Here is a 22594-nt window from a genome sequence, read left to right as displayed (position 1 = left end):
ATATTCAGCTACAGCGGCGAATCCTGGCTGATCTCATCCAGCGACAGATGGAAGCTCGGCACAAACACCTGCATAAAGTAATCCATTTCCGGGCTGCGGCGCGCATCGAGCGTTTTTTCCAGCCGTGATTTTGCCAGCAAGAATTCGTTGTTGCCAGCGGAGAGCTCTTCCAGACATTTCAGATAAGCGCACAGGGCATCTGCCTGTTTCACGATCGATTTTTCTTCTGCGGTGTAGTGATGCTCATCGATCAGCGGCGCAAAAATATCACGCAGTTCTTCCGGCACCATCTCGACCAGCTTCTGCTGGGCGATCTTCTCAATGGCTTTATATTCCTGGGCGATTTGCGAGTTGAAATATTTTACCGGCGTTGGCAAATCGCCAGTCAGCACTTCCGATGCATCGTGGTACATCGCCAGCAGTGCGATGCGCTCGGCATTGAGTTGGCCTGCGAATTTACGGTTTTTAATGGCCGCCAGCGCGTGGGCGACCATCGCGACTTGCAGGCTATGTTCGGAGACATTCTCTGTGCGCACATTGCGCATCAGTGGCCAGCGATTGATAAGTTTAAGGCGAGAAAGGTGGGCGAAAAAGTGGCTCTGACTCATGGTTTACCTTGTCTGTGACTGCGACCTGAGCCATTGTGCGCAGAGAGTGGGGGAAGATGCAAATCCTCCCCCGGTATCCTTACTGATGGTAACCCGAGAGGAAACGACCAAAACGGGTAATCGCCATTTCCAGATCGTCTTCACGCGGTAACGTCACAATTCGCACGTGATCCGGCCATGGCCAGTTAAACGCAGAGCCTTGTACCAGCAGCACTTTTTCCTGCAACAGGAAGTCGAGAACCATTTTCTGGTCGTCGTGAATATTGAAGCGTTTGGCGTCGATTTTCGGAAACATATACAACGCGCCGCTTGGTTTCACGCAGGAAACGCCCGGGATCTCGTTGATCAGCTCCCACGCGCGGTTACGCTGTTCATACAGGCGACCGCCAGGCACAATAAATTCACTAATGCTCTGGTAGCCGCCGAGCGCGGTCTGAATCGCATGTTGAGCCGGAACGTTGGCGCACAGGCGCATCGACGCCAGCATCTCCAGTCCTTCAATGTAGCCTTTCGCGTGCTTTTTCGGCCCGCTCAACACCATCCAGCCCTGGCGAAATCCCGCGACGCGATAGGTTTTCGACAGCCCGTTAAAGGTGATGGTGAACAGATCCGGCGCGAGTGCGGCAATGGAGTGATGCTGCGCTTCGTCGTAAAGAATTTTGTCGTAGATTTCATCTGCAAAGATGATGAGGTTGTGCTGACGCGCAATCTCAACGATTTCCAGCAGCAGCTCTTTTGAGTAGACCGCGCCGGTTGGGTTGTTCGGGTTGATAATGACAATCCCGCGCGTACGCGGCGTAATTTTGGCGCGGATATCGTCGAGATCGGGGAACCAGCCTGCCGATTCATCGCATAAATAGTGCACCGCTTTGCCGCCAGAGAGTGAGACGGCAGCGGTCCACAGCGGGTAATCCGGTGCGGGCACCAGCATTTCGTCACCGCTGTTCAGCAACGCCTGCATCGACTGCACAATCAACTCGGAAACACCGTTGCCAATATAGATGTCTTCTACAGTGATTTCGCGCATGCCGCGCGCCTGGTAGTGCTGCATGATGGCTTTGCGCGCGGAATAGAGCCCTTTTGAATCGCAGTAACCTTGCGCGCTGGGCAGGTTGCGGATCACATCAACCAGAATTTCATCCGGTGCCTCGAAGCCGAAAGGTGCTGGGTTGCCGATGTTGAGTTTGAGGACCTTGTTGCCTTCTTCTTCAAGACGTTTTGCTTCTTTCAGAACCGGGCCACGGATGTCGTAACAGACGTTATCTAATTTGCTGGATTTTTCGATGGAGGACATGAACCTTTGACCTTTTAGCTGGAATAGCCACTGCCTGCCGTGGAAGTGAGCACGGAACAATGTACTCCCCCCTCGGTCCGTTTTGAAGGGTTAGCAGGAGAAGATTTTGTCTTAATGTCTCTGATGGTTAACGATTTTTTAACTATTTATTGGGCTTTATGTTTTTTATTTTTCCTGTGTTTGTTTTATTTTTTGGTTTTTAATGCTGATTTTGTGTTTTTAGGTGAGATTTTTTACCGCCTAAAAGCGTTCGTTTAGTCTCGGTTTGAGGCCGTTGTGCTACGGTAGAATTCGCTTTCTGCTTAAAAGCAGCGCGATAGATTACCTCCTCATTCGGCCTGGCGAAGAGGTGAGTTGGCTGTGAACGCAATGTTAAGCATTATTAATAGTTAGTTCTTCACTTAATTAATAGCTATTTAATATTGAGAATGGGAACGATGACTATCACTAATATTAATAAGTAGATGGTGTGGTGGAAGCCATTTGTTTGCTTAAGATAATTCGTAATAATGCTTATAAATATAAAGGTTTTAGGTTAAACTCGTGGGGCAAGAAATGGAACTGATACCAAAAGCCTTGCTTTAGTTAAGGTTTATTTCTTAATTGTAGTTGATTGTTATTACTCGCTTTTAATTCTGACCAGTTATATAGGCTGGTTCTATATGGCGCAGTGCTATGTATAGCCTATGAACGTTGCACAAACATGTTTTTCTTAAAAGGAATAACGCGCTTTGGCATCTTTTATATATCTAAAAGGAATGGCAGAAGGCGAAATAAAGCCATCGAGTTCAGCTTGCGTTAGACAGCGAACTATAAACACCTGAACGACTGCCAGCTTTACCTGGTTATAAACCTGCTGGATGCACTTTTTAAATGGAATTACTTAATCTTACGAGCACAGCATAAACCCGGGTCACTCCGCGCGAACGACCCGTAAGTGAAAAATTATGATAAATGCAAATCGTCCGATATTGAATCTCGACCTCGATCTGCTGAGAACTTTCGTTGCGGTCGCCGATCTAAACACTTTTGCTGCGGCCGCTGCTGCAGTTTGTCGCACACAATCCGCCGTAAGTCAGCAAATGCAGCGGCTTGAACAATTAGTGGGAAAAGAATTATTTGCCCGTCATGGCCGCAATAAACTGTTAACTGAACATGGTATTCAGTTACTGGGATATGCGCGAAAGATCTTACGTTTCAATGACGAAGCATGCACGTCGTTAATGTTTAGCAACCTTCAGGGCGTCTTAACTATTGGTGCTTCTGATGAGTCCGCAGACACCATTTTACCGTTTTTGCTTAATCGTATTAGCTCGGTATATCCGAAGCTGGCTCTTGATGTGCGCGTGAAACGCAACCCCTTTTCTGACGAACGCGAACAAGAGCACGATGTTGATCTCGTGGTGACGACTCACCGTTCCGCGCAATTCGATTGCCTGACGTTACGCACATCGCCCACGCACTGGTACTGCTCGGCTGAGTACGTGTTACAGAAAAGTGAGGCGATACCACTGGTTCTGTTGGATGAGCCCAGCCCATTTCGCGATATGGTCATCAATTCGCTGAATGATGCGGATATTCCCTGGCGTATGGCTTATGTTGCTTCGTCGTTGTCGGCGGTCAAAGCTGCGGTAAAAGCCGGATTAGGTGTAACCGCGCGGCCGGTGGAAATGATGAGCCCGGATTTGCGTGTGCTGGGCAGAGCCGAAGGGCTGCCGTTGTTGCCGGATACGGAATATTTGCTCTGTTATAACCCGCAAAGCCGCAATGAGCTGGCACAGGTAATTTTCCAGGCCATGGAGCATTATCAAAACCCCTGGCATTACAGCGGCGGTACTCCTGAAGGAGGAGGCGATCCGCTGGTTATCGAAGGGGATTTTAGCTAACATCCCCTGCCAAATCTGGTAACAAAATGTAAGTGCAAAAATGAACCGCTGGCGGCAAAAAAGCGGTTATCGGTTCATTTTGCGCACAGATGATGAATCACAGAAACCCCATTCCTGAAAATTATTCTTTCTTTCAATAATTTAATATCACTCACAGCAAGATCTCCTTTTTTCAACTATAGTCTTTCATGCCTGCTGGTCATGTTAAAAATCAAGGCGGATTGTTGCTGTTTCACTGAATGAATTAACAAAAGCGTGTCTCAGATCAAGAAAATACTCCCGTTGAGGGGGAGGAATCCGGACAAAATCCTGTCAAAATAAGCGGGTAATTAGTGTAAAACCTCGCTACGGACACGATTCAACACCTGGATATTTCTTGTGAATGTTTGAAGCCGTTCAAGAAAACGGCACTAAATGTTAATGAATTGCTGCCGATGTAAACTAATGTGAGGAAACCTTTGTTAAAGTTGACAAAAGGTTATAGAAAGGAGTAAAAACCCACATCGTTTAGCTGTTTTCGCCTTTTACACAGTTAATGTGTGGTTTTTTATTCCTCCCCGTGAATCGATGTGGCGTCATCTGCCAGCAAGAGCAGAGGTAATAACGCTACCTTTTGAGTTAAGCAATGCGTATGTCAACATCCACTGAAATCATCGCTCATCACTGGGCATTCGCTATCTTTCTTATTGTCGCCATTGGCCTGTGTTGCCTGATGCTGATCGGCGGTCGGTTTTTGGGCGGTCGCGCACGCGCGAGGCACAAAAACGTTCCTTTCGAATCGGGTATCGACTCCGTCGGTTCCGCTCGCTTACGTCTATCCGCCAAGTTCTACCTGGTGGCCATGTTCTTCGTCATCTTCGATGTGGAAGCGCTCTATTTATACGCATGGTCAACCTCCATTCGCGAGAGTGGTTGGGTCGGGTTTGTCGAAGCCGCAATTTTTATATTAGTGCTGCTGGCTGGTCTGGTTTATCTGGTGCGTATTGGCGCGCTGGATTGGACGCCCGTGCGTTCGCGCCGTGAGCAAATCAACCCAGAGACTAACAGCTACACTGACAGTCAACGCTAACCGCGAGGCAATAAGATGGATTATACGCTCACCCGCATAGATCCTAACGGTGAGAACGACCGTTACCCCCTGCAGAAACAGGAGATCGTAACCGACCCCCTGGAACAAGAAATTAACCGTAGCGTTTACATGGGCAAACTCGAGAATGCCCTGCACGATATGGTGAACTGGGGACGTAAAAACTCAATTTGGCCATATAACTTTGGCCTGTCGTGCTGTTACGTAGAGATGGTGACATCCTTTACGGCGGTGCACGACGTTGCGCGTTTTGGTGCGGAAGTGTTGCGTGCTTCTCCGCGTCAGGCAGACCTGATGGTGGTAGCGGGCACATGCTTTACCAAAATGGCGCCGGTCATTCAGCGCCTTTACGACCAGATGCTGGAACCTAAATGGGTTATCTCCATGGGAGCCTGTGCCAACTCTGGCGGTATGTACGACATCTACTCAGTCGTACAAGGCGTCGACAAATTTATCCCGGTGGATGTTTACATCCCTGGCTGCCCGCCGCGTCCTGAAGCCTATATGCAGGCGCTGATGCTGCTGCAGGAGTCGATTGGCAAGGAGCGTCGTCCGCTCTCATGGGTGGTTGGCGATCAGGGTGTTTATCGCGCCAATATGCAGTCGGAACGCGACCGTAAGCGTGGCGAGCGTATCGCCGTGACCAATCTGCGTACGCCGGACGAGATTTAATTTGCGCCTGTGGGTAATGGAAGAAACTTCGCATTTCAATAATCCAATAACGCGAAGCCATACCCAACAGTCACCACGGACCCTTTGCAATGGTGAACAATATGACCGATTTAACTGCGCAAGAAGCCGCATGGCAGACCCGGGATCATCTGGATGATCCGGTCATTGGCGAATTGCGCAACCGTTTTGGGCCGGATGCCTTTACCGTTCAGGCGACCCGCACCGGGGTACCCGTTGTTTGGGTTAAGCGTGAGCAGTTGCTGGAAGTGGTCGATTTCTTAAAGAAATTACCGAAACCGTACGTCATGCTGTTCGATTTGCACGGCATGGATGAACGTCTACGCACACACCGCGCCGGGTTGCCCGCCGCGGATTTTTCCGTTTTCTACCACTTCATTTCCATCGATCGCAACCGCGACATCATGCTGAAAGTGGCGCTGGCCGAAAACGATCTGAATGTGCCGACGATGACCAAACTTTTCCCGAACGCCAACTGGTATGAGCGTGAAACCTGGGAGATGTTTGGCGTTACCTTTAATGGTCACCCGCACCTGACGCGCATCATGATGCCGCAAACCTGGACGGGTCACCCGCTGCGTAAAGATTACCCGGCGCGCGCAACCGAATTCGATCCGTTTGAGCTGACCAAAGCCAAACAGGATCTGGAAATGGAAGCGTTGACCTTCAAGCCGGAAGACTGGGGCATGAAACGCGGCACCGAAAACGAGGACTTTATGTTCCTCAACCTCGGTCCGAACCACCCCTCTGCGCACGGTGCGTTCCGTATCATCCTGCAACTGGACGGCGAAGAGATCGTCGACTGCGTGCCGGATATCGGTTACCACCATCGTGGCGCGGAGAAAATGGGTGAGCGCCAGTCCTGGCACAGCTACATTCCTTACACCGACCGTATCGAATATCTCGGCGGTTGCGTAAACGAAATGCCTTACGTGCTGGCGGTAGAAAAACTGGCCGGTATCACCGTGCCGGATCGCGTCAACGTGATCCGCGTGATGCTGTCTGAACTGTTCCGCATCAACAGCCACCTGCTCTATATCTCAACCTTCATCCAGGACGTAGGCGCAATGACGCCGGTGTTCTTCGCCTTTACCGATCGTCAGAAAATCTACGATCTGGTGGAAGCGATCACCGGTTTCCGTATGCACCCGGCCTGGTTCCGCATTGGCGGCGTGGCGCACGATTTGCCGCGTGGCTGGGATCGTCTGCTGCGTGAATTCCTCGACTGGATGCCAAAACGTCTGGCCTCTTACGAGAAAGCGGCACTGCGTAACACCATTCTGAAAGGCCGCTCACAGGGCGTTGCCGCTTACAACGCAAAAGAAGCGCTGGAGTGGGGCACGACCGGTGCTGGCCTGCGTGCGACCGGCATCAATTTTGACGTGCGTAAAGCGCGCCCGTACTCCGGTTACGAGAATTTCGACTTTGAAATCCCGGTTGGCGGTGGCGTGAGCGACTGTTACACCCGCGTGATGCTGAAAGTTGAAGAGTTGCGCCAGAGCCTGCGCATTCTTGAGCAGTGCCTCAACAACATGCCGGAAGGCCCGTTCAAAGCGGATCACCCGCTGACTACGCCGCCGCCGAAAGAGCGCACGCTGCAACATATCGAAACCCTGATTACTCACTTCCTGCAAGTGTCGTGGGGCCCGGTAATGCCGGCCAACGAATCCTTCCAGATGATTGAAGCAACCAAGGGTATTAACAGTTACTACCTGACCAGCGACGGCAGCACCATGAGCTACCGCACCCGCGTTCGTACCCCGAGTTTTGCGCACCTGCAGCAAATCCCGTCGGCCATCCGCGGCAGCCTGGTATCAGACTTGATTGTCTATCTGGGTAGTATCGATTTTGTTATGTCAGATGTGGATCGCTAATTATGCACGAGAATCAACAACCACAAACCGAGGCTTTTGAGCTGAGTGCGGCAGAGCGTGAGGCAATTGAGCACGAGAAGCACCACTACGAAGACCCGCGTGCGGCGTCCATTGAAGCGCTGAAGATTGTTCAGAAACAGCGTGGTTGGGTGCCGGACGGCGCAATTTACGCCATCGCTGATGTGCTGGGTATTCCGGCGAGCGATGTCGAAGGCGTGGCAACCTTCTACAGCCAGATCTTCCGCCAGCCGGTTGGCCGCCATGTTATTCGCTATTGCGACAGCGTGGTTTGCCACATCACCGGCTATCAGGGCATTCAATCAGCGATTGAAAGCCACCTGAAGATCAAACCGGGCCAGACAACGTTCGATGGTCGCTTTACGCTGCTGCCGACCTGCTGTCTGGGTAACTGCGATAAAGGCCCGAACATGATGATTGATGAGGATACTCACAGCCATCTGACGCCGGACGCGATCCCTGACTTGCTGGAGCGGTATAAATGAAAACAGTTATCCGTACTCCTGAAACGCATCCGCTGACCTGGCGTCTGCGCGATGACAAACAGCCGGTCTGGCTCGAAGAGTACCAGAGCAAAAACGGTTACGCCGGTGCGCGCAAAGCGCTGACCGGCATGGCGCCGGATGAGATTGTCAATGCGGTTAAAGATTCTGGTCTGAAAGGCCGCGGTGGCGCAGGCTTCTCCACGGGGCTGAAGTGGAGCCTGATGCCGAAAGACGAATCCATGAACATCCGTTACCTGCTGTGTAACGCCGATGAAATGGAGCCGGGCACCTATAAAGACCGCCTGCTGATGGAGCAACTGCCACACCTGCTGGTGGAAGGGATGCTGATTTCGGCATTCGCGCTGAAAGCCTACCGTGGCTACATCTTCCTGCGCGGTGAATATATTGAAGCGGCGGTGCATCTGCGCCGCGCGATTGCGGAAGCAACCGAAGCCGGTTTGCTCGGCAAGAACATTCTTGGCAGCGGTTTCGACTTCGAACTGTTCGTGCATACCGGTGCGGGACGTTATATCTGCGGCGAAGAAACGGCGCTGATTAACTCGCTGGAAGGCCGCCGCGCTAACCCACGCTCCAAACCACCGTTCCCGGCCAGTTCCGGCGTGTGGGGTAAACCGACGTGTGTTAACAACGTCGAAACCCTGTGCAACGTCCCGGCGATTCTGGCGAACGGCGTTGAGTGGTATCAGAACATTTCGACCAGCAAAGATGCGGGCACCAAGCTGATGGGCTTTTCTGGCCGCGTGAAGAATCCGGGTCTGTGGGAGCTGCCGTTTGGCACCACCGCGCGTGAAATCCTTGAGGATTACGCGGGCGGTATGCGCGATGGCCTGAAATTTAAAGCCTGGCAGCCGGGCGGGGCAGGTACTGACTTCCTGACCGAAGCGCACCTCGACTTGCCGATGGAGTTTGAAAGCATCGGTAAAGCGGGCAGCCGTCTCGGTACGGCGCTGGCGATGGCCGTTGACCATGAAATTGGCATGGTGTCGCTGGTACGCAACCTGGAAGAGTTCTTCGCTCGTGAGTCCTGCGGCTGGTGTACGCCGTGCCGCGATGGTCTGCCGTGGAGCGTGAAAATCCTGCGTGCGCTGGAGCGCGGCGAAGGCCAGCCTGGAGATATCGAGACACTTGAGCAACTGTGTCGACAACTCGGGCCGGGTAAAACCTTCTGCGCGCATGCGCCAGGTGCGGTTGAACCGTTACAGAGCGCGATTAAATATTTCCGCGAAGAGTTCGAAGCGGGCATTAAACAGCAATTCAGCAATACCCATGCAATTGGCGGTATCCAGCCAAACTTGCTGAAAGCGCGCTGGTAATGGTTCTCCCCTCATCAGCAGATGAGGGGAACGCGAACAGAATTTTGATTAACTCTTAGTCGCTGACTGAGACAACTGGAAGCATGCTAATGGCTACTATTCATGTAGACGGCAAAGAATACGAGGTAAACGGAGCAGACAACCTTCTTGAGGCGTGTCTCTCTTTAGGCCTTGATATTCCTTATTTTTGCTGGCATCCGGCGCTGGGGAGCGTGGGTGCGTGCCGCCAGTGTGCGGTGAAGCAATATCAAAACGCGGAAGACACGCGTGGCCGCCTGGTGATGTCCTGTATGACACCGGCATCCGACGGTACTTTTATCTCTATTGATGACGACGAAGCGAAGCAGTTCCGTGAAAGCGTGGTCGAGTGGCTGATGACCAACCACCCGCACGACTGCCCGGTCTGCGAAGAAGGGGGCAACTGCCACCTGCAGGATATGACCGTAATGACCGGTCACAGCTTCCGTCGCTATCGTTTCACCAAACGTACGCACCGTAATCAGGATCTCGGCCCGTTCATCTCTCACGAAATGAACCGCTGTATCGCCTGTTACCGCTGCGTGCGTTACTACAAAGACTATGCGGACGGCACGGATCTTGGTGTGTATGGCGCCCATGACAACGTCTACTTCGGTCGCCCGGAAGACGGCGTGCTTGAGAGCGAATTCTCCGGCAACCTGGTGGAAATCTGCCCGACCGGCGTATTCACCGATAAAACCCACTCCGAGCGTTATAACCGTAAGTGGGATATGCAGTTCGCGCCGAGCATCTGCCAGCAGTGTTCACTGGGTTGTAACACCAGCCCTGGCGAACGTTATGGCGAACTGCGCCGCATCGAAAACCGTTACAACGGTACTGTTAACCACTACTTCCTTTGTGACCGTGGTCGTTTTGGCTATGGCTACGTCAACCTGAAAGACAGACCGCGCCAGCCGGTTCAGCGCCGTGGCGACGATCTGATCACCCTCAACGCCGAACAGGCGATGCAGGGTGCGGCGGATATTCTGCGTCAGTCGAAGAAAGTGATCGGTATCGGTTCTCCGCGCGCAAGCGTAGAGAGCAACTTCGCGCTGCGTGAACTGGTTGGTGCGGAAAACTTCTACACCGGCATTGCCAAAGGTGAGCAGGAACGTCTTGAGCTGGCGCTGAAAGTGCTGCGCGAAGGCGGCATCCGTACACCGGCACTGCGTGAAATTGAATCCTATGATGCGGTTCTGGTTCTTGGGGAAGATATCACCCAGACCGGCGCGCGCGTCGCGCTGGCGGTTCGTCAGGCGGTGAAAGGCAAAGCCCGCGAAATGGCGGCGGCGCAGAAAGTGGCCGACTGGCAGATCGCGGCGATTATGAACATTGGTCAGCGTGCTAAACATCCGCTGTTCGTTACCAACGTTGACAGTACCCGTCTGGACGATATCGCAGCATGGACCTACTGCGCACCGGTAGAAGATCAGGCTCGCTTAGGCTTCGCCATCGCGCATGCGCTGGATGACGCGTCTCCTGCGGTTGACGGTCTGAGCAACGACCTGAAAAGCAAAGTGGATGTGATTGTTCAGGCATTAGCCGGGGCGAAAAAGCCACTGATTATCTCCGGAACTAACGCCGGTAGCACAGCGGTGATTCAGGCGGCGGCAAACGTAGCTAAAGCGCTGAAAGGCCGTGGTTCTGATGTCGGCATCACCATGATTGCCCGTTCGGTAAACAGCATGGGGCTGGGGCTTATCGGTGGCGGTAGCCTCGATGATGCGCTGGCTGAGCTGGAAAGCGGCAGTGCTGACGCCGTTGTCGTGCTGGAAAACGATCTGCACCGTCACGCTTCTGCTGCCCGCGTTGACGCGGCGCTGGCGAAAGCGCCGCTGGTGCTGGTGGTTGATCATCAGCGCACCGCCATTATGGACAGCGCCCATCTTGTGCTCTCCGCAGCCAGCTTCGCTGAAAGTGACGGTACGGTCATCAACAACGAAGGCCGCGCGCAGCGCTTCTTCCAGGTGTATGACCCGACCTATTACGACAGCAAAACGCTGATGCTGGAAAGCTGGCGCTGGCTGCACTCGCTGCACAGCACCGTGCAAAACCGCGAAGTGGACTGGACGCAGCTTGATCATGTGATCGACGCGGCTATTGAAGCGCTGCCGCAGCTGGCCGGTATTAAAGACGCCGCGCCGGATGCCAGCTTCCGCATTCGTGGTCAGAAACTGGCGCGTGAACCGCACCGCTACAGTGGACGCACCGCGATGCGCGCCAATATCAGCGTGCACGAACCGCGTCAGCCGCAGGACAAAGACACCATGTTCGCTTTCTCAATGGAAGGGAACAACCAGCCGTCTGCGCCGCGTTCGCAAATTCCGTTTGCATGGGCGCCGGGCTGGAACTCCCCGCAGGCCTGGAATAAATTCCAGGACGAAGTGGGTGGTCACCTGCGTCACGGCGATCCGGGCGTACGCCTGATCGAAGCGTCTGAAAGCGGTCTTGATTATTTCACTACCGTACCAGGCGCGTTCGAAGCGCAGGATGGCAAATGGCGTATCGCGCCTTACTATCACCTGTTTGGCAGTGATGAACTGTCGCAGCGCTCTCCGGTGTTCCAGAGCCGCATGCCGCAGCCGTACATCAAGCTGAACCCGGCAGACGCCGCGAAGCTTGGCGTGAACGCGGGCGCGCATATCTCCTTCACTTACGAAGGGCAGACGATCAGCCTGCCGTTGCAGGTTTCGGAAGGTCTGGTGGCAGGGCAGGTTGGTCTGCCAATGGGGATGCCGGGTATCGCGCCGGTACTGGCCGGAGCACGTCTTGAAAATCTGCAGGAGGCGCAAGCATGAGCTGGTTAACACCGGATGTTATCGACATTCTGTTAAGCATTCTGAAAGCGGTCGTCATTCTGCTGGTGGTGGTCACCTGCGGTGCGTTCATGAGCTTTGGTGAACGTCGTCTGCTCGGTCTGTTCCAGAACCGTTACGGGCCGAACCGCGTAGGCTGGGGTGGTTCACTCCAGCTGGTGGCGGACATGATCAAGATGTTCTTTAAAGAGGACTGGATCCCGCGCTTTTCGGACCGCGTGATTTTTACTCTTGCGCCAATGATTGCCTTTACCTCGTTGCTGTTAGCGTTCGCCATTGTGCCGGTCAGCCCCACCTGGGTGGTGGCCGACCTCAATATCGGGATCCTGTTCTTCCTGATGATGGCGGGTCTGGCAGTTTACGCGGTGCTGTTCGCTGGCTGGTCGAGTAACAACAAATACTCGTTGCTCGGTGCGATGCGTGCCTCCGCGCAGACTCTGAGCTATGAAGTGTTCCTCGGGCTTTCCCTGATGGGTGTGGTTGCGCAGGCCGGTTCATTCAACATGACCGACATTGTTAACAACCAGGCCGGTTTGTGGAACGTTATCCCGCAGTTCTTTGGCTTTGTGACTTTCGCGATCGCGGGCGTTGCGGTGTGTCACCGTCACCCGTTTGACCAGCCGGAAGCGGAGCAGGAGCTGGCGGATGGTTACCACATCGAATATTCCGGTATGAAGTTCGGCCTGTTCTTTGTCGGGGAATACATCGGTATCGTCACCATTTCCGCGCTGATGGTCACGCTGTTCTTCGGTGGCTGGCAAGGACCGTTGTTACCGCCATTCATCTGGTTCGCGCTGAAAACCGCGTTCTTTATGATGATGTTCATTTTGATCCGCGCCGCGCTGCCGCGTCCGCGTTATGACCAGGTGATGTCCTTCGGCTGGAAAGTCTGCCTGCCATTGACGCTGATTAACTTGCTGGGAACGGCGGCTGTCATTCTCTGGCAAGCGCAATAAGGGGTGAAAAGACCATGACTTTAAAAGAATTACTCGTGGGCTTCGGCACCCAGGTTCGTAGTATCTGGATGATTGGCCTGCATGCGTTCGCCAAACGCGAAACGCGTATGTACCCGGAAGAGCCGGTCTATCTGCCACCGCGCTACCGTGGCCGTATCGTGCTGACGCGCGACCCGGACGGTTCCGAGCGCTGCGTTGCCTGTAACCTGTGTGCGGTAGCCTGCCCTGTCGGCTGTATCTCGCTGCAAAAAGCGGAGATGCAGGACGGCCGCTGGTATCCGGAATTTTTCCGTATCAACTTCTCGCGCTGCATTTTTTGCGGTCTGTGCGAAGAAGCGTGCCCGACAACGGCGATTCAGCTCACCCCGGATTTCGAGATGGGCGAATACAAACGTCAGGATCTGGTGTACGAAAAAGAGGATCTGCTGATCTCCGGTCCGGGCAAATACCCGGAATATAACTTCTACCGGATGGCAGGTATGGCAATCGACGGCAAAGATAAAGGCGAAGCGGAAAATGAAGCCAAGCCTATCGACGTCAAGGGCCTGTTACCGTAAGGAGAGGGGCAATGGAGTTCGCTTTTTATATCTGTGGCCTGGTCGCCATCCTGACGACGGTACGCGTGATTACGCATACCAACCCGGTACACGCGTTGCTGTATCTGATTGTGTCTCTGCTGGCGATTGCCGGGGTCTTCTTTTCACTCGGCGCATACTTCGCCGGGGCGCTGGAGATCATCGTCTACGCCGGGGCCATCATGGTGCTGTTTGTGTTTGTGGTGATGATGCTGAACCTCGGCAATACCGTGGTCGAGCAGGAGCGCAACTGGCTGTCGCCGCAAATCTGGATTGGCCCGGCGCTGCTCTCCGCAGTGCTGCTGGTGGTAATGATTTACGCCATCCTCGGCGTTAACGATCAGGGTATCGAGGGGACGGCGATTGGCGCGAAAGCGGTTGGTATTACGCTGTTTGGTCCTTACGTACTGGCGGTAGAACTGGCTTCGATGCTGCTGCTGGCGGGGCTGGTTGTTGCTTTCCATCTGGGACGCGAAGACCGCCCGGGCGAAGTGCTGAGCAATCGCACGGAAGACCGCGCGAAAAGAAAAACGGAGGAGCACGCATGATCCCGTTGCAACATGGATTGATCCTCGCTGCGATTTTGTTTGTTTTGGGGCTGACCGGTCTGGTTATCCGCCGCAACCTGCTTTTTATGCTGATTGGGCTGGAAATCATGATTAACGCCGCTGCGCTGGCCTTTGTGGTCGCGGGCAGCTACTGGGGTCAGACCGACGGACAGGTGATGTATATTCTCGCCATTAGCCTCGCGGCTGCCGAAGCGAGCATTGGCCTGGCGTTGCTGCTGCAACTCCATCGTCGCCGCCAGAATCTGAATATCGATTCAGTAAGTGAGATGCGTGGATGAACATGCTCGCCTTAACCATTATTTTTCCTTTTATTGGCTTTGTGCTGCTGGCGTTTTCCCGTGGCCGCTGGTCGGAAAATGTTTCCGCAACCGTGGGTGTCGGGTCGATTGGTCTGGCTGCGCTGGTTACCGCGTATGCGGGCGTTGATTTCTTCAATCACGGTCAGCAACCTTTCGCAAAACCGCTGTGGACGTGGATGGCGGTCGGTGATTTCAACATCGGCTTCAATCTGGTGCTGGACGGACTCTCCCTGACCATGCTTTCCGTGGTCACCGGTGTTGGCTTCCTGATCCACATGTTCGCCTCCTGGTATATGCGTGGTGAAGAGGGTTACTCCCGCTTCTTCGCCTACACCAACCTGTTTATCGCCAGCATGGTCGTTCTGGTGCTGGGTGATAACCTGCTGCTGATGTACCTCGGCTGGGAAGGCGTGGGTCTGTGCTCCTATCTGCTGATTGGTTTCTACTACACCGATCCGAAGAATGGCGCCGCGGCGATGAAAGCGTTCGTCGTTACCCGCGTGGGTGACGTGTTCCTCGCTTTCGCACTGTTCATTCTTTACAACGAACTGGGCACGTTGAACTTCCGCGAAATGGTTGAACTGGCACCGCAGCACTTCGCCAACGGCAATAACATGCTGATGTGGGCGACACTGATGCTGCTGGGTGGTGCGGTGGGTAAATCCGCGCAGCTGCCGTTGCAGACCTGGCTTGCGGATGCGATGGCTGGCCCGACCCCGGTTTCTGCGCTGATCCACGCGGCGACGATGGTTACCGCCGGTGTCTACCTGATTGCTCGTACGCACGGCTTGTTCCTGTTGACGCCGGAAGTGCTGCATCTGGTGGGTATTGTGGGTGCCGTAACGCTGCTGATGGCGGGTTTCGCCGCGCTGGTGCAGACCGATATCAAACGTGTGCTCGCTTACTCCACCATGAGCCAGATTGGTTACATGTTCCTGGCGCTGGGCGTACAGGCGTGGGATGCGGCGATTTTCCACCTGATGACGCACGCGTTCTTTAAAGCGCTGCTGTTCCTCTCCTCCGGTTCGGTGATCCTCGCGTGTCATCACGAGCAGAACATCTTCAAAATGGGTGGCCTGCGTAAGTCGATTCCGCTGGTGTATGTTTGCTTCCTGGTTGGTGGTGCGGCGCTGTCCGCGTTGCCGATGATCACCGCAGGCTTCTTCAGTAAGGACGAAATCCTTGCCGGTGCGGTAGCAAATGGTCATATCAATCTGATGATTGCAGGCCTGGTCGGTGCCTTTATGACATCGCTCTACACCTTCCGTCTGATTTTCATTGTTTTCCACGGAAAAGAACAAATCCACGCGCATGCAGGGAAGGGGATTACCCATCATCTGCCGCTGATCGTGTTGCTGGTGCTGTCTACCTTTGTTGGCGCGATGATCGTGCCGCCGCTGAAAGGCGTGTTGCCGGAAACCACCGAGCTTGCGCACAGCAGCGTCGTGATGCTGGAAGTGGCATCCGGTGCGGTAGCGATTATCGGTATCCTGCTGGCAGCCTGGCTGTGGCTGGGTAACCGCACACTGGTGCATTCGATTGCCAACAGCGCAACGGGGCGTTTCTTCGGTACCTGGTGGTTCAATGCCTGGGGCTTCGACTGGCTTTACGATCGCGTCTTTGTGAAGCCATACCTCGGTATCGCATGGTTGCTGAAGAGCGATCCGCTCAATGCACTGATGAACATCCCGGCGATCCTTTCCCGCTTCGCAGGCAAAGGTCTGCTGTTTAGCGAGAACGGCTACCTGCGCTGGTATGTGGCATCCATGAGCATTGGCGCGGTTGTCGTGCTGGCGCTGTTGATGGTATTGCGCTGAGTTTGTTGGCCGGTTGAGTGCGCTTTATCCGGCCTGCAAACGGAAAGAGAATTTTTAGAAATTCGTTGAAAATCTGGTCCGAATGGACAGGCGTTATCGGTGAAGTCAGAGTGGACACCGCCTGCGCAGAGCAACCGGAGCGTACAGATGTACGTGAGGATTGCGAGCACAGCCGGGGTTCGCTATGACGAGCAAGATAGCCTGAGACGGACTTAAACAAGGAACAAAAATCGCCATGTTACTACCCTGGCTAATTCTGATTCCCTTTATCGGCGGCTTCCTCTGCTGGCAGACCGAGCGCTTCGGCGTGAAGGTGCCGCGCTGGATCGCGCTGATCACCATGGGACTGACGCTGGCGCTTTCTCTGCAACTCTGGTTGCAGGGCGGCTATTCTCTGACGCAAGTCACCGGCCTTCCGCAGTGGCAGGAAACGTTCAAGCATGACTGGATCCCGCGCTTTGGCATTAGCATTCATCTGGCGATCGATGGTTTGTCGCTGCTGATGGTGGTGCTGACCGGCTTCCTCGGCGTGCTGGCGGTGCTCTGCTCCTGGCGTGAAATCGAGAAATATCAGGGCTTCTTCCACCTGAACCTGATGTGGATCCTCGGCGGCGTTATCGGCGTGTTCCTTGCCATCGACATGTTCCTGTTCTTCTTCTTCTGGGAAATGATGCTGGTGCCGATGTACTTCCTGATCGCGCTGTGGGGCCATAAAGCCTCCGACGGGAAGACGCGTATTACCGCGGCGACCAAGTTCTTCATTTATACCCAGGCGAGCGGCCTGGTCATGCTGATTGCCATCCTGGCGCTGGTGCTGGTGCACTACAACGCGACCGGCGTATGGACTTTCGCTTACGAAGATCTGCTGAAGACGCCGATGTCCGGCAATGTCGAATATCTGCTGATGCTCGGTTTCTTTATCGCCTTTGCGGTAAAAATGCCGGTGGTGCCGCTGCACGGCTGGCTGCCAGACGCGCACTCGCAGGCACCGACCGCCGGTTCCGTTGACCTCGCGGGCATCTTGCTGAAAACCGCCGCTTACGGTCTGCTGCGCTTCTCGCTGCCGCTGTTCCCGAACGCGTCGGCAGAGTTTGCCCCTATCGCCATGTGGCTTGGCGTGATCGGTATCTTCTACGGCGCGTGGATGGCCTTCACCCAGACCGATATCAAACGTCTGATCGCGTATACCTCTGTGTCTCACATGGGCTTTGTACTGATTGCTATCTACACCGGCAGCCAGCTTGCTTACCAGGGCGCGGTGATTCAGATGATTGCCCACGGTCTTTCCGCTGCGGGTCTGTTTATTCTGTGCGGCCAGCTGTACGAACGTCTGCATACGCGCGATATGCGTATGATGGGCGGCTTGTGGAGCAAAATTAAGTGGCTGCCGGCGCTGTCAATGTTCTTTGCCGTCGCAACGCTTGGGATGCCGGGTACCGGTAACTTCGTGGGTGAATTCATGATCCTGTTCGGCAGCTATCAGGTTGTGCCGACGATCACGGTGATTTCCACCTTCGGCCTGGTGTTCGCATCGGTGTACTCGCTGGCGATGCTGCATCGTGCTTACTTCGGCAAGGCGAAAAGCGAACTCGCCAGCCAGGAACTGCGGGGTCTGTCGCTGCGCGAGCTGTTTATGATTCTGATCCTGGTTGTGCTTCTGGTACTGCTTGGCTTCTATCCGCAGCCGATTCTGGATACATCGCATGCCGCGATGGGCAATATCCAGCAGTGGTTTGTTAATTCTGTTACTACTACAAGGCCGTAAATCGCCATGACGATAACTCCACAACACCTGATTGCGCTGCTGCCGCTGCTAATCGTCGGATTGACGGTGGTGGTTGTGATGCTCTCCATTGCGTGGCGACGCAACCATTTTCTCAATGCCACGCTGTCGGTCATTGGCCTGAACGTCGCGCTGCTCTCTTTGTGGTTCGTCGGCCAGGCGGGGGCGATGGATGTCACCCCGCTGATGCGCGTCGATGGCTACGCCATGCTTTACACCGGGCTGGTGCTGCTGGCGAGCCTCGCCACTTGCACCTTTGCCTATCCATGGCTGGAAGGGTATAGCGATAACAAAGAAGAGTTTTATCTGCTGGTACTGATTGCCGCGCTCGGCGGCATTCTGCTGGCGAACGCGAATCACATGGCGGCGCTGTTCCTCGGTATTGAGCTGATCTCTCTGCCGCTGTTCGGGCTGGTGGGCTACGCCTTCCGCCAGAAACGTTCGCTGGAAGCCAGTATCAAATACACCATTTTGTCCGCTGCCGCCTCCTCGTTCCTGCTGTTCGGTATCGCGCTGGTTTATGCGCAAACTGGCAACCTGTCGTTTGTCGCGATCGGTAAAAGCCTGGGCGAAGGGATGCTGCATGAACCGCTGCTGCTGGCGGGTCTGGGCATGATGATTGTCGGACTTGGCTTTAAACTCTCGCTGGTGCCGTTCCATCTGTGGACGCCAGATGTTTACCAGGGCGCGCCTGCGCCGGTGTCCACCTTCCTGGCCACCGCCAGCAAAATCGCCATTTTTGGCGTGGTGATGCGTCTGTTCCTCTACGCACCGGTGGGTGAAAGCGAAGCGGTTCGCGTGGTTCTGGGGATCATCGCCTTCGTCTCCATCATCTTCGGTAACCTGATGGCGCTGAGCCAGACCAACATTAAACGTCTGCTTGGCTTCTCCTCTATTTCGCACCTGGGTTACCTGCTGGTGGCGCTGATTGCGCTGCAAGGCGGCCAGATGTCGATGGAAACTGTTGGTGTTTACCTGGCCGGTTATCTGTTCAGCAGCCTTGGCGCGTTCGGTGTGGTCAGCCTGATGTCCAGCCCGTATCGCGGCCCGGATGCAGAGTCGCTTTACTCCTACCGTGGCCTGTTCTGGCACCGTCCGATCCTGTCTGCGGTAATGACGGTGATGATGCTGTCGCTGGCGGGTATTCCGATGACGCTGGGCTTTATCGGTAAGTTCTACATTCTGGCGGTCGGTGTTGAAGCGCATCTGTGGTGGCTGACTGCCGCGGTGGTGCTTGGCTCGGCGATTGGTTTGTATTACTACCTGCGCGTGGCGGTGAGCCTCTACCTGAACGCACCGCAACAGTTGAACCGCGATGCACCGTCTAACTGGGCTTACAGCGCAGGCGGGATTGTGGTACTTATCTCCGCGTTGCTGGTGCTGCTGTTAGGTATCTATCCGCAGCCGCTGATCAGCATCGTTCAACTGGCGATGCCGATGATGTAAGCCTGGAAACAGGTAAAGAAAAACCGCCGATATCGGCGGTTTTTTTATGGGCTAACCAGATAAATGCGGAACGATTACTTCGCCAGCAGCGGGGTAGACGTTACCTGGTGGTGGCTAATCAGCGGGCCGCGAATATTATTCGCAGCGCGATCCAGCACTTCCTGAATCACGGACGAGAGTTCGTTAATCTCAAACTTCGCCACGTAACCGTCTGCCTGCACTTTACGCACGTGATCTTCGTTAGCACTACCCGAGAGCGATGAGTGGATCACCACCGGGATGTTTTTCAGACGCGGATCGGTTTTGATAAGACGCGTTAAGGTAAACCCATCCATCTCCGGCATCTCAAGGTCGGTCAGGACCATGGAGATCTTATCGCTAACTGCAACACCTTCCGCATCGGCCTGCTGCGCCAGCAACTGGATTTTCTCCCATGCGTCTTTACCGGTGATATGCATCGCACTCGGGATCTGCATCGCGTTGAGGCCTTTTTCCAGCATGGCGCGCGCCACTTTGGAATCTTCGGCCACAATGGCAACAGAACCCGGTTTCAGGTTGAATTTCTTGTCCGGCACATGATCGCCATGTACGTCATGATCCGCAGGCACGATGTCATACAGGATCTGCTCAACGTCCAGCACCATCGCCAGGTTGTTGGTATCCTTATCGTCATCCAGGCAGGCAATACTGGTGATATAGCGACCATTGATCGCTTTTTCGGCCGTGTGCACCTGTTTCCAGTCCAGGCGAATAATATTTTCCACGGACTCAACGGCAAATGCCTGCACGCTACGGGCATATTCCGTAATCAGTAAGATGTTCAGACCGCTTGCAGGTTTACAACCCGCTACGGCGGCAAGGTCAATCACCGGGATCACCTGATCGCGAATGTTGACCATCCCCATCAGTGGAGCTTTCATCCCTGCGGGACGGGTAAAGGTGGGCATCGGTACGATTTCGCGTAGCTTAAATACGTTGATGCCAAATAACTCGGATTTGGTGGCATCTAACGATGTGCCAAGGCGAAACAGCAACAGCTCAAACCGGTTCGACAGAGTAAGATTCGCCCTGTCATCGATGTCTTTCTGGAAATTGTCCATCATGCCCTCAAATAGGAAATGCCTGCGTATATCTATTATCGGCATGGTGGAGAAAAAATAGAGTGCCTAAATTAAAATCAAATGTGAACTACCGCAAAATCTTCAGCCAATGTCGTTTGCGAAAAGTACGTTTTACACTCGGCGAGCATCGCCAGGCTGCCTTGTTCGTCATAACGTGAACTGAGATGGGTAATCACCAACTTTTTTGCACCGGCATCGGCAGCGAGTTGCGCCGCCTGGCGGGTTGAGCTGTGTCCCCGGCTGTTCGCTTTTTCCTCCATCGCCTGCTCAAGTGTGGCTTCATGTACCAGTAAATCCACGCCTTGCGCCAGTTCCAGCGCGGCCGGGCAGGGTGCAGTGTCGCCAAAAATCGCCAGTTTTTTTCCGCTTTCTGCCGGGGCGAGATAATCCGCGCCATTGATGATGCGCCCGTCAGGCAGCGTGACGGTTTTCCCCTCTTTTAATTGCTGGAACAGCGGCCCTGCCGGGATGCCTTGCGCTTTTAACGCCGCCGCATTCAGCGCGCCGGGTTTATCATGCTCTTCAATCCGGTAGCCGTAGCACTCCACCGGGTGCGACAGCGGGTAAGCGGTCACTTTGCGCAAACCATCATCAACCACCAGCCCAGGCGTCACTTCTTCAATCGTCAGCGGGTAATCGGTCCATGAACCGCTAAGCCGCAGCGTGGTTTCCACAAACTCATGAATCCCTTTCGGACCGTAAATCTGTAGCGGCTGAACATTGCCAGCCATTGAGCGGCTGCATAACAACCCAGGCAGCCCGAAAAGATGATCGCCATGCAGGTGAGTAATAAAAATTTTATCGAGTTTGCCAGGGTGAAAGGCGGTGCGCAGCATCTGGTGCTGGGTTCCTTCGCCGCAATCAAACAGCCAAAGCCCGGCGCGGGTTGGGTGTTGTAAATTGAGCAGCATCGCCGTGACATTACGCGCCCGTGTAGGTACGCCCGCAGAGGTGCCTAAGAAAATCAGTTCCACAATCTTTGCCCGAATGAAAAAGAATCTAGTATAACGAGGTCACTATAAATGAGGAGAACAACATGATCCGCTGGCAGGATGTGCACCATTCCGAACTGACCGTTCCTGAGCTGTATGCGTTACTGAAATTGCGCTGCGAAGTGTTTGTGGTTGAGCAGACCTGCGCTTATCTGGATGTGGATGGTGATGACCTGGTGGGCGAGAACCGCCATATTCTCGGCTGGAAAGGCGACGAACTGGTGGCGTATGCGAGGATTCTGAAAAGTGACGATGATCTCTCGCCGGTGGCTATCGGTCGGGTGATTGTCAGTGCGCAGGTTCGCGGCGAAAAACTGGGCTATCAGTTAATGGAACACGCGGTGCTTTCCTGCGAGCAACACTGGCCGCAGCACGCGCTATATCTGGGTGCGCAGGCACATCTCCAATCTTTCTATGCCCATTTTGGTTTCCAGGCGGTGACGGATGTGTATGACGAAGATGGTATCGCGCATATCGGGATGGCGCGCGAGATCCGCCAGGCGTAACCGGCAGCCTTTGTCTATAGTTAGCGGACAGGTGCATAACATGGAGACAACAGATGGCATATCATTCTTATGAATCACATATTGATGACGACCTGACCCTGCTGAGCGAAACGCTGGAAGAAATTCTCCGCTCATCGGGCGATCCTGCCGATCAAAAGTACATTGAGTTGAAAGCCCGTGCCGAACAGGCGCTGCATGACGTGAAAAACCGCGTCAGCAGCGCATCGGATACGTATTACTACCGTGCGAAAAAAGCCGTCTATCGCGCAGACGACTACGTGCATGAAAAACCGTGGCAGGGCATTGGTGCCGGTGCCGCAGTGGGTCTGGTGCTCGGTCTGCTGTTAGCCCGCCGCTAACGTTTCACTTCCCCTCCCTAGAAGGGGGTACTGTTATTACGTTAAGTACCCCGTATACTAT

At 54.3% G+C, this 22594-nt stretch carries 20 protein-coding genes; 16 read left to right on the top strand and 4 right to left on the bottom strand.

All coding sequences use genetic code 11. From position 1 onward, the window contains the following. Positions 1-8 precede the first annotated feature (8 nt). Entirely contained in the window at positions 9-608 is a 600-nt protein-coding gene (yfbR, locus tag DFO56_RS13770; protein ID WP_020454531.1) for a 5'-deoxynucleotidase, read from the bottom strand. Between the two features lie 79 nt (positions 609-687). Further along, positions 688-1902, bottom strand: a complete 1215-nt coding sequence (locus DFO56_RS13765; protein ID WP_020454530.1) for a pyridoxal phosphate-dependent aminotransferase — start codon at positions 1900-1902, stop codon at positions 688-690. Between the two features lie 947 nt (positions 1903-2849). Here DFO56_RS13765 and lrhA point away from each other — a divergent pair. From lrhA to nuoN, 14 genes are all read left to right on the top strand, one after another. After that, positions 2850-3788: a transcriptional regulator LrhA gene (gene lrhA / locus DFO56_RS13760; RefSeq protein ID WP_045512998.1), complete on the top strand. Its 939-nt coding sequence runs from the start codon at positions 2850-2852 to the stop codon at positions 3786-3788. A gap of 625 nt (positions 3789-4413) precedes the next feature. After that, positions 4414-4857: an NADH-quinone oxidoreductase subunit NuoA gene (nuoA, locus tag DFO56_RS13755; protein ID WP_017458599.1), complete on the top strand. Its 444-nt coding sequence runs from the start codon at positions 4414-4416 to the stop codon at positions 4855-4857. A 15-nt stretch (positions 4858-4872) separates the two neighbouring features. Next, a complete protein-coding gene (gene nuoB / locus DFO56_RS13750; RefSeq protein ID WP_007371088.1) occupies positions 4873-5547 on the top strand; it encodes an NADH-quinone oxidoreductase subunit NuoB in 675 nt (224 codons plus the stop codon). A gap of 89 nt (positions 5548-5636) precedes the next feature. Beyond that, a complete protein-coding gene (gene nuoC / locus DFO56_RS13745; RefSeq protein WP_020454526.1) occupies positions 5637-7439 on the top strand; it encodes an NADH-quinone oxidoreductase subunit C/D in 1803 nt (600 codons plus the stop codon). A gap of 2 nt (positions 7440-7441) precedes the next feature. Further along, complete coding sequence (gene nuoE / locus DFO56_RS13740) at positions 7442-7942, top strand: NADH-quinone oxidoreductase subunit NuoE (protein WP_017458597.1); 501 nt, start codon at positions 7442-7444, stop codon at positions 7940-7942. After that, entirely contained in the window at positions 7939-9276 is a 1338-nt protein-coding gene (gene nuoF, locus DFO56_RS13735) for an NADH-quinone oxidoreductase subunit NuoF (protein WP_020454525.1), read from the top strand. The genes nuoE and nuoF overlap by 4 nt, the downstream gene beginning before the upstream one ends. A gap of 89 nt (positions 9277-9365) precedes the next feature. Continuing rightward, entirely contained in the window at positions 9366-12092 is a 2727-nt protein-coding gene (gene nuoG / locus DFO56_RS13730) for an NADH-quinone oxidoreductase subunit NuoG (protein WP_020454524.1), read from the top strand. Further along, positions 12089-13066 carry an NADH-quinone oxidoreductase subunit NuoH gene (gene nuoH, locus DFO56_RS13725; protein ID WP_017458594.1) on the top strand — a complete coding sequence of 326 codons (978 nt, stop codon included), beginning with the start codon at positions 12089-12091 and terminating at the stop codon, positions 13064-13066. Before nuoG ends, nuoH begins: the two co-directional genes overlap by 4 nt. A 14-nt stretch (positions 13067-13080) precedes the next feature. Further along, the gene (gene nuoI / locus DFO56_RS13720; RefSeq protein WP_017458593.1) at positions 13081-13623 is read left to right on the top strand and encodes an NADH-quinone oxidoreductase subunit NuoI; all 543 of its coding nucleotides are present in this window, start codon (positions 13081-13083) and stop codon (positions 13621-13623) included. 11 nt (positions 13624-13634) lie between these two features. Next, positions 13635-14189, top strand: a complete 555-nt coding sequence (gene nuoJ, locus DFO56_RS13715; RefSeq protein WP_017458592.1) for an NADH-quinone oxidoreductase subunit J — start codon at positions 13635-13637, stop codon at positions 14187-14189. After that, positions 14186-14488: an NADH-quinone oxidoreductase subunit NuoK gene (gene nuoK / locus DFO56_RS13710; protein ID WP_002463445.1), complete on the top strand. Its 303-nt coding sequence runs from the start codon at positions 14186-14188 to the stop codon at positions 14486-14488. Before nuoJ ends, nuoK begins: the two co-directional genes overlap by 4 nt. Then, positions 14485-16326, top strand: a complete 1842-nt coding sequence (gene nuoL / locus DFO56_RS13705; protein ID WP_020454523.1) for an NADH-quinone oxidoreductase subunit L — start codon at positions 14485-14487, stop codon at positions 16324-16326. Before nuoK ends, nuoL begins: the two co-directional genes overlap by 4 nt. Before the next feature lie 235 nt (positions 16327-16561). Then, positions 16562-18091, top strand: a complete 1530-nt coding sequence (gene nuoM, locus DFO56_RS13700) for an NADH-quinone oxidoreductase subunit M (RefSeq protein WP_045512990.1) — start codon at positions 16562-16564, stop codon at positions 18089-18091. 6 nt (positions 18092-18097) lie between these two features. After that, the gene (gene nuoN / locus DFO56_RS13695) at positions 18098-19555 is read left to right on the top strand and encodes an NADH-quinone oxidoreductase subunit NuoN (protein WP_020454521.1); all 1458 of its coding nucleotides are present in this window, start codon (positions 18098-18100) and stop codon (positions 19553-19555) included. Positions 19556-19629: 74 nt separating this feature from the next. On the opposite strand, the gene DFO56_RS13690 is transcribed toward nuoN, so the two are convergent. Both DFO56_RS13690 and rnz read right to left on the bottom strand, forming a co-directional pair. Next, the gene (locus DFO56_RS13690) at positions 19630-20655 is read right to left on the bottom strand and encodes a chemotaxis protein (RefSeq protein ID WP_044489694.1); all 1026 of its coding nucleotides are present in this window, start codon (positions 20653-20655) and stop codon (positions 19630-19632) included. A gap of 77 nt (positions 20656-20732) precedes the next feature. Further along, a complete protein-coding gene (gene rnz, locus DFO56_RS13685; RefSeq protein WP_045514220.1) occupies positions 20733-21650 on the bottom strand; it encodes a ribonuclease Z in 918 nt (305 codons plus the stop codon). A gap of 62 nt (positions 21651-21712) precedes the next feature. Between rnz and DFO56_RS13680 the strand changes: the two genes are divergently transcribed. After that, positions 21713-22174 (top strand): GNAT family N-acetyltransferase, encoded by a 462-nt coding sequence (locus tag DFO56_RS13680; protein WP_045514216.1) that lies wholly within the window; start codon positions 21713-21715, stop codon positions 22172-22174. 53 nt (positions 22175-22227) lie between these two features. Further along, positions 22228-22533 carry a stress response protein ElaB gene (elaB, locus tag DFO56_RS13675; protein ID WP_020454517.1) on the top strand — a complete coding sequence of 102 codons (306 nt, stop codon included), beginning with the start codon at positions 22228-22230 and terminating at the stop codon, positions 22531-22533. Positions 22534-22594: the final 61 nt, after the last annotated feature.

Origin of the sequence: Kosakonia sp. AG348, from assembly GCF_003337365.1 — a bacterium.
GTDB lineage: Bacteria > Pseudomonadota > Gammaproteobacteria > Enterobacterales > Enterobacteriaceae > Kosakonia.
The sequence above is the reverse complement of the archived record's forward strand: the minus strand, read 5'-3'. Positions and strand labels throughout refer to the sequence as shown.

Bases quoted from the DNA above. Each gene is read 5' to 3' on its own strand.
- nuoF (WP_020454525.1), top strand. From the start codon at position 7,939: ATGAAAACAGTTATCCGTACTCCTGAAACGCATCCGCTGACCTGGCGT.
- nuoC (WP_020454526.1), top strand. From the start codon at position 5,637: ATGGTGAACAATATGACCGATTTAACTGCGCAAGAAGCCGCATGGCAG.
- nuoE (WP_017458597.1), top strand. From the start codon at position 7,442: ATGCACGAGAATCAACAACCACAAACCGAGGCTTTTGAGCTGAGTGCG.
- nuoN (WP_020454521.1), top strand. From the start codon at position 18,098: ATGACGATAACTCCACAACACCTGATTGCGCTGCTGCCGCTGCTAATC.
- nuoH (WP_017458594.1), top strand. From the start codon at position 12,089: ATGAGCTGGTTAACACCGGATGTTATCGACATTCTGTTAAGCATTCTG.
- yfbR (WP_020454531.1), bottom strand. From the start codon at position 608: ATGAGTCAGAGCCACTTTTTCGCCCACCTTTCTCGCCTTAAACTTATC.
- DFO56_RS13765 (WP_020454530.1), bottom strand. From the start codon at position 1,902: ATGTCCTCCATCGAAAAATCCAGCAAATTAGATAACGTCTGTTACGAC.
- nuoL (WP_020454523.1), top strand. From the start codon at position 14,485: ATGAACATGCTCGCCTTAACCATTATTTTTCCTTTTATTGGCTTTGTG.
- lrhA (WP_045512998.1), top strand. From the start codon at position 2,850: ATGATAAATGCAAATCGTCCGATATTGAATCTCGACCTCGATCTGCTG.
- elaB (WP_020454517.1), top strand. From the start codon at position 22,228: ATGGCATATCATTCTTATGAATCACATATTGATGACGACCTGACCCTG.
- DFO56_RS13690 (WP_044489694.1), bottom strand. From the start codon at position 20,655: ATGGACAATTTCCAGAAAGACATCGATGACAGGGCGAATCTTACTCTG.
- DFO56_RS13680 (WP_045514216.1), top strand. From the start codon at position 21,713: ATGATCCGCTGGCAGGATGTGCACCATTCCGAACTGACCGTTCCTGAG.
- nuoI (WP_017458593.1), top strand. From the start codon at position 13,081: ATGACTTTAAAAGAATTACTCGTGGGCTTCGGCACCCAGGTTCGTAGT.
- nuoB (WP_007371088.1), top strand. From the start codon at position 4,873: ATGGATTATACGCTCACCCGCATAGATCCTAACGGTGAGAACGACCGT.
- nuoA (WP_017458599.1), top strand. From the start codon at position 4,414: ATGCGTATGTCAACATCCACTGAAATCATCGCTCATCACTGGGCATTC.
- nuoK (WP_002463445.1), top strand. From the start codon at position 14,186: ATGATCCCGTTGCAACATGGATTGATCCTCGCTGCGATTTTGTTTGTT.
- nuoJ (WP_017458592.1), top strand. From the start codon at position 13,635: ATGGAGTTCGCTTTTTATATCTGTGGCCTGGTCGCCATCCTGACGACG.
- nuoG (WP_020454524.1), top strand. From the start codon at position 9,366: ATGGCTACTATTCATGTAGACGGCAAAGAATACGAGGTAAACGGAGCA.
- nuoM (WP_045512990.1), top strand. From the start codon at position 16,562: ATGTTACTACCCTGGCTAATTCTGATTCCCTTTATCGGCGGCTTCCTC.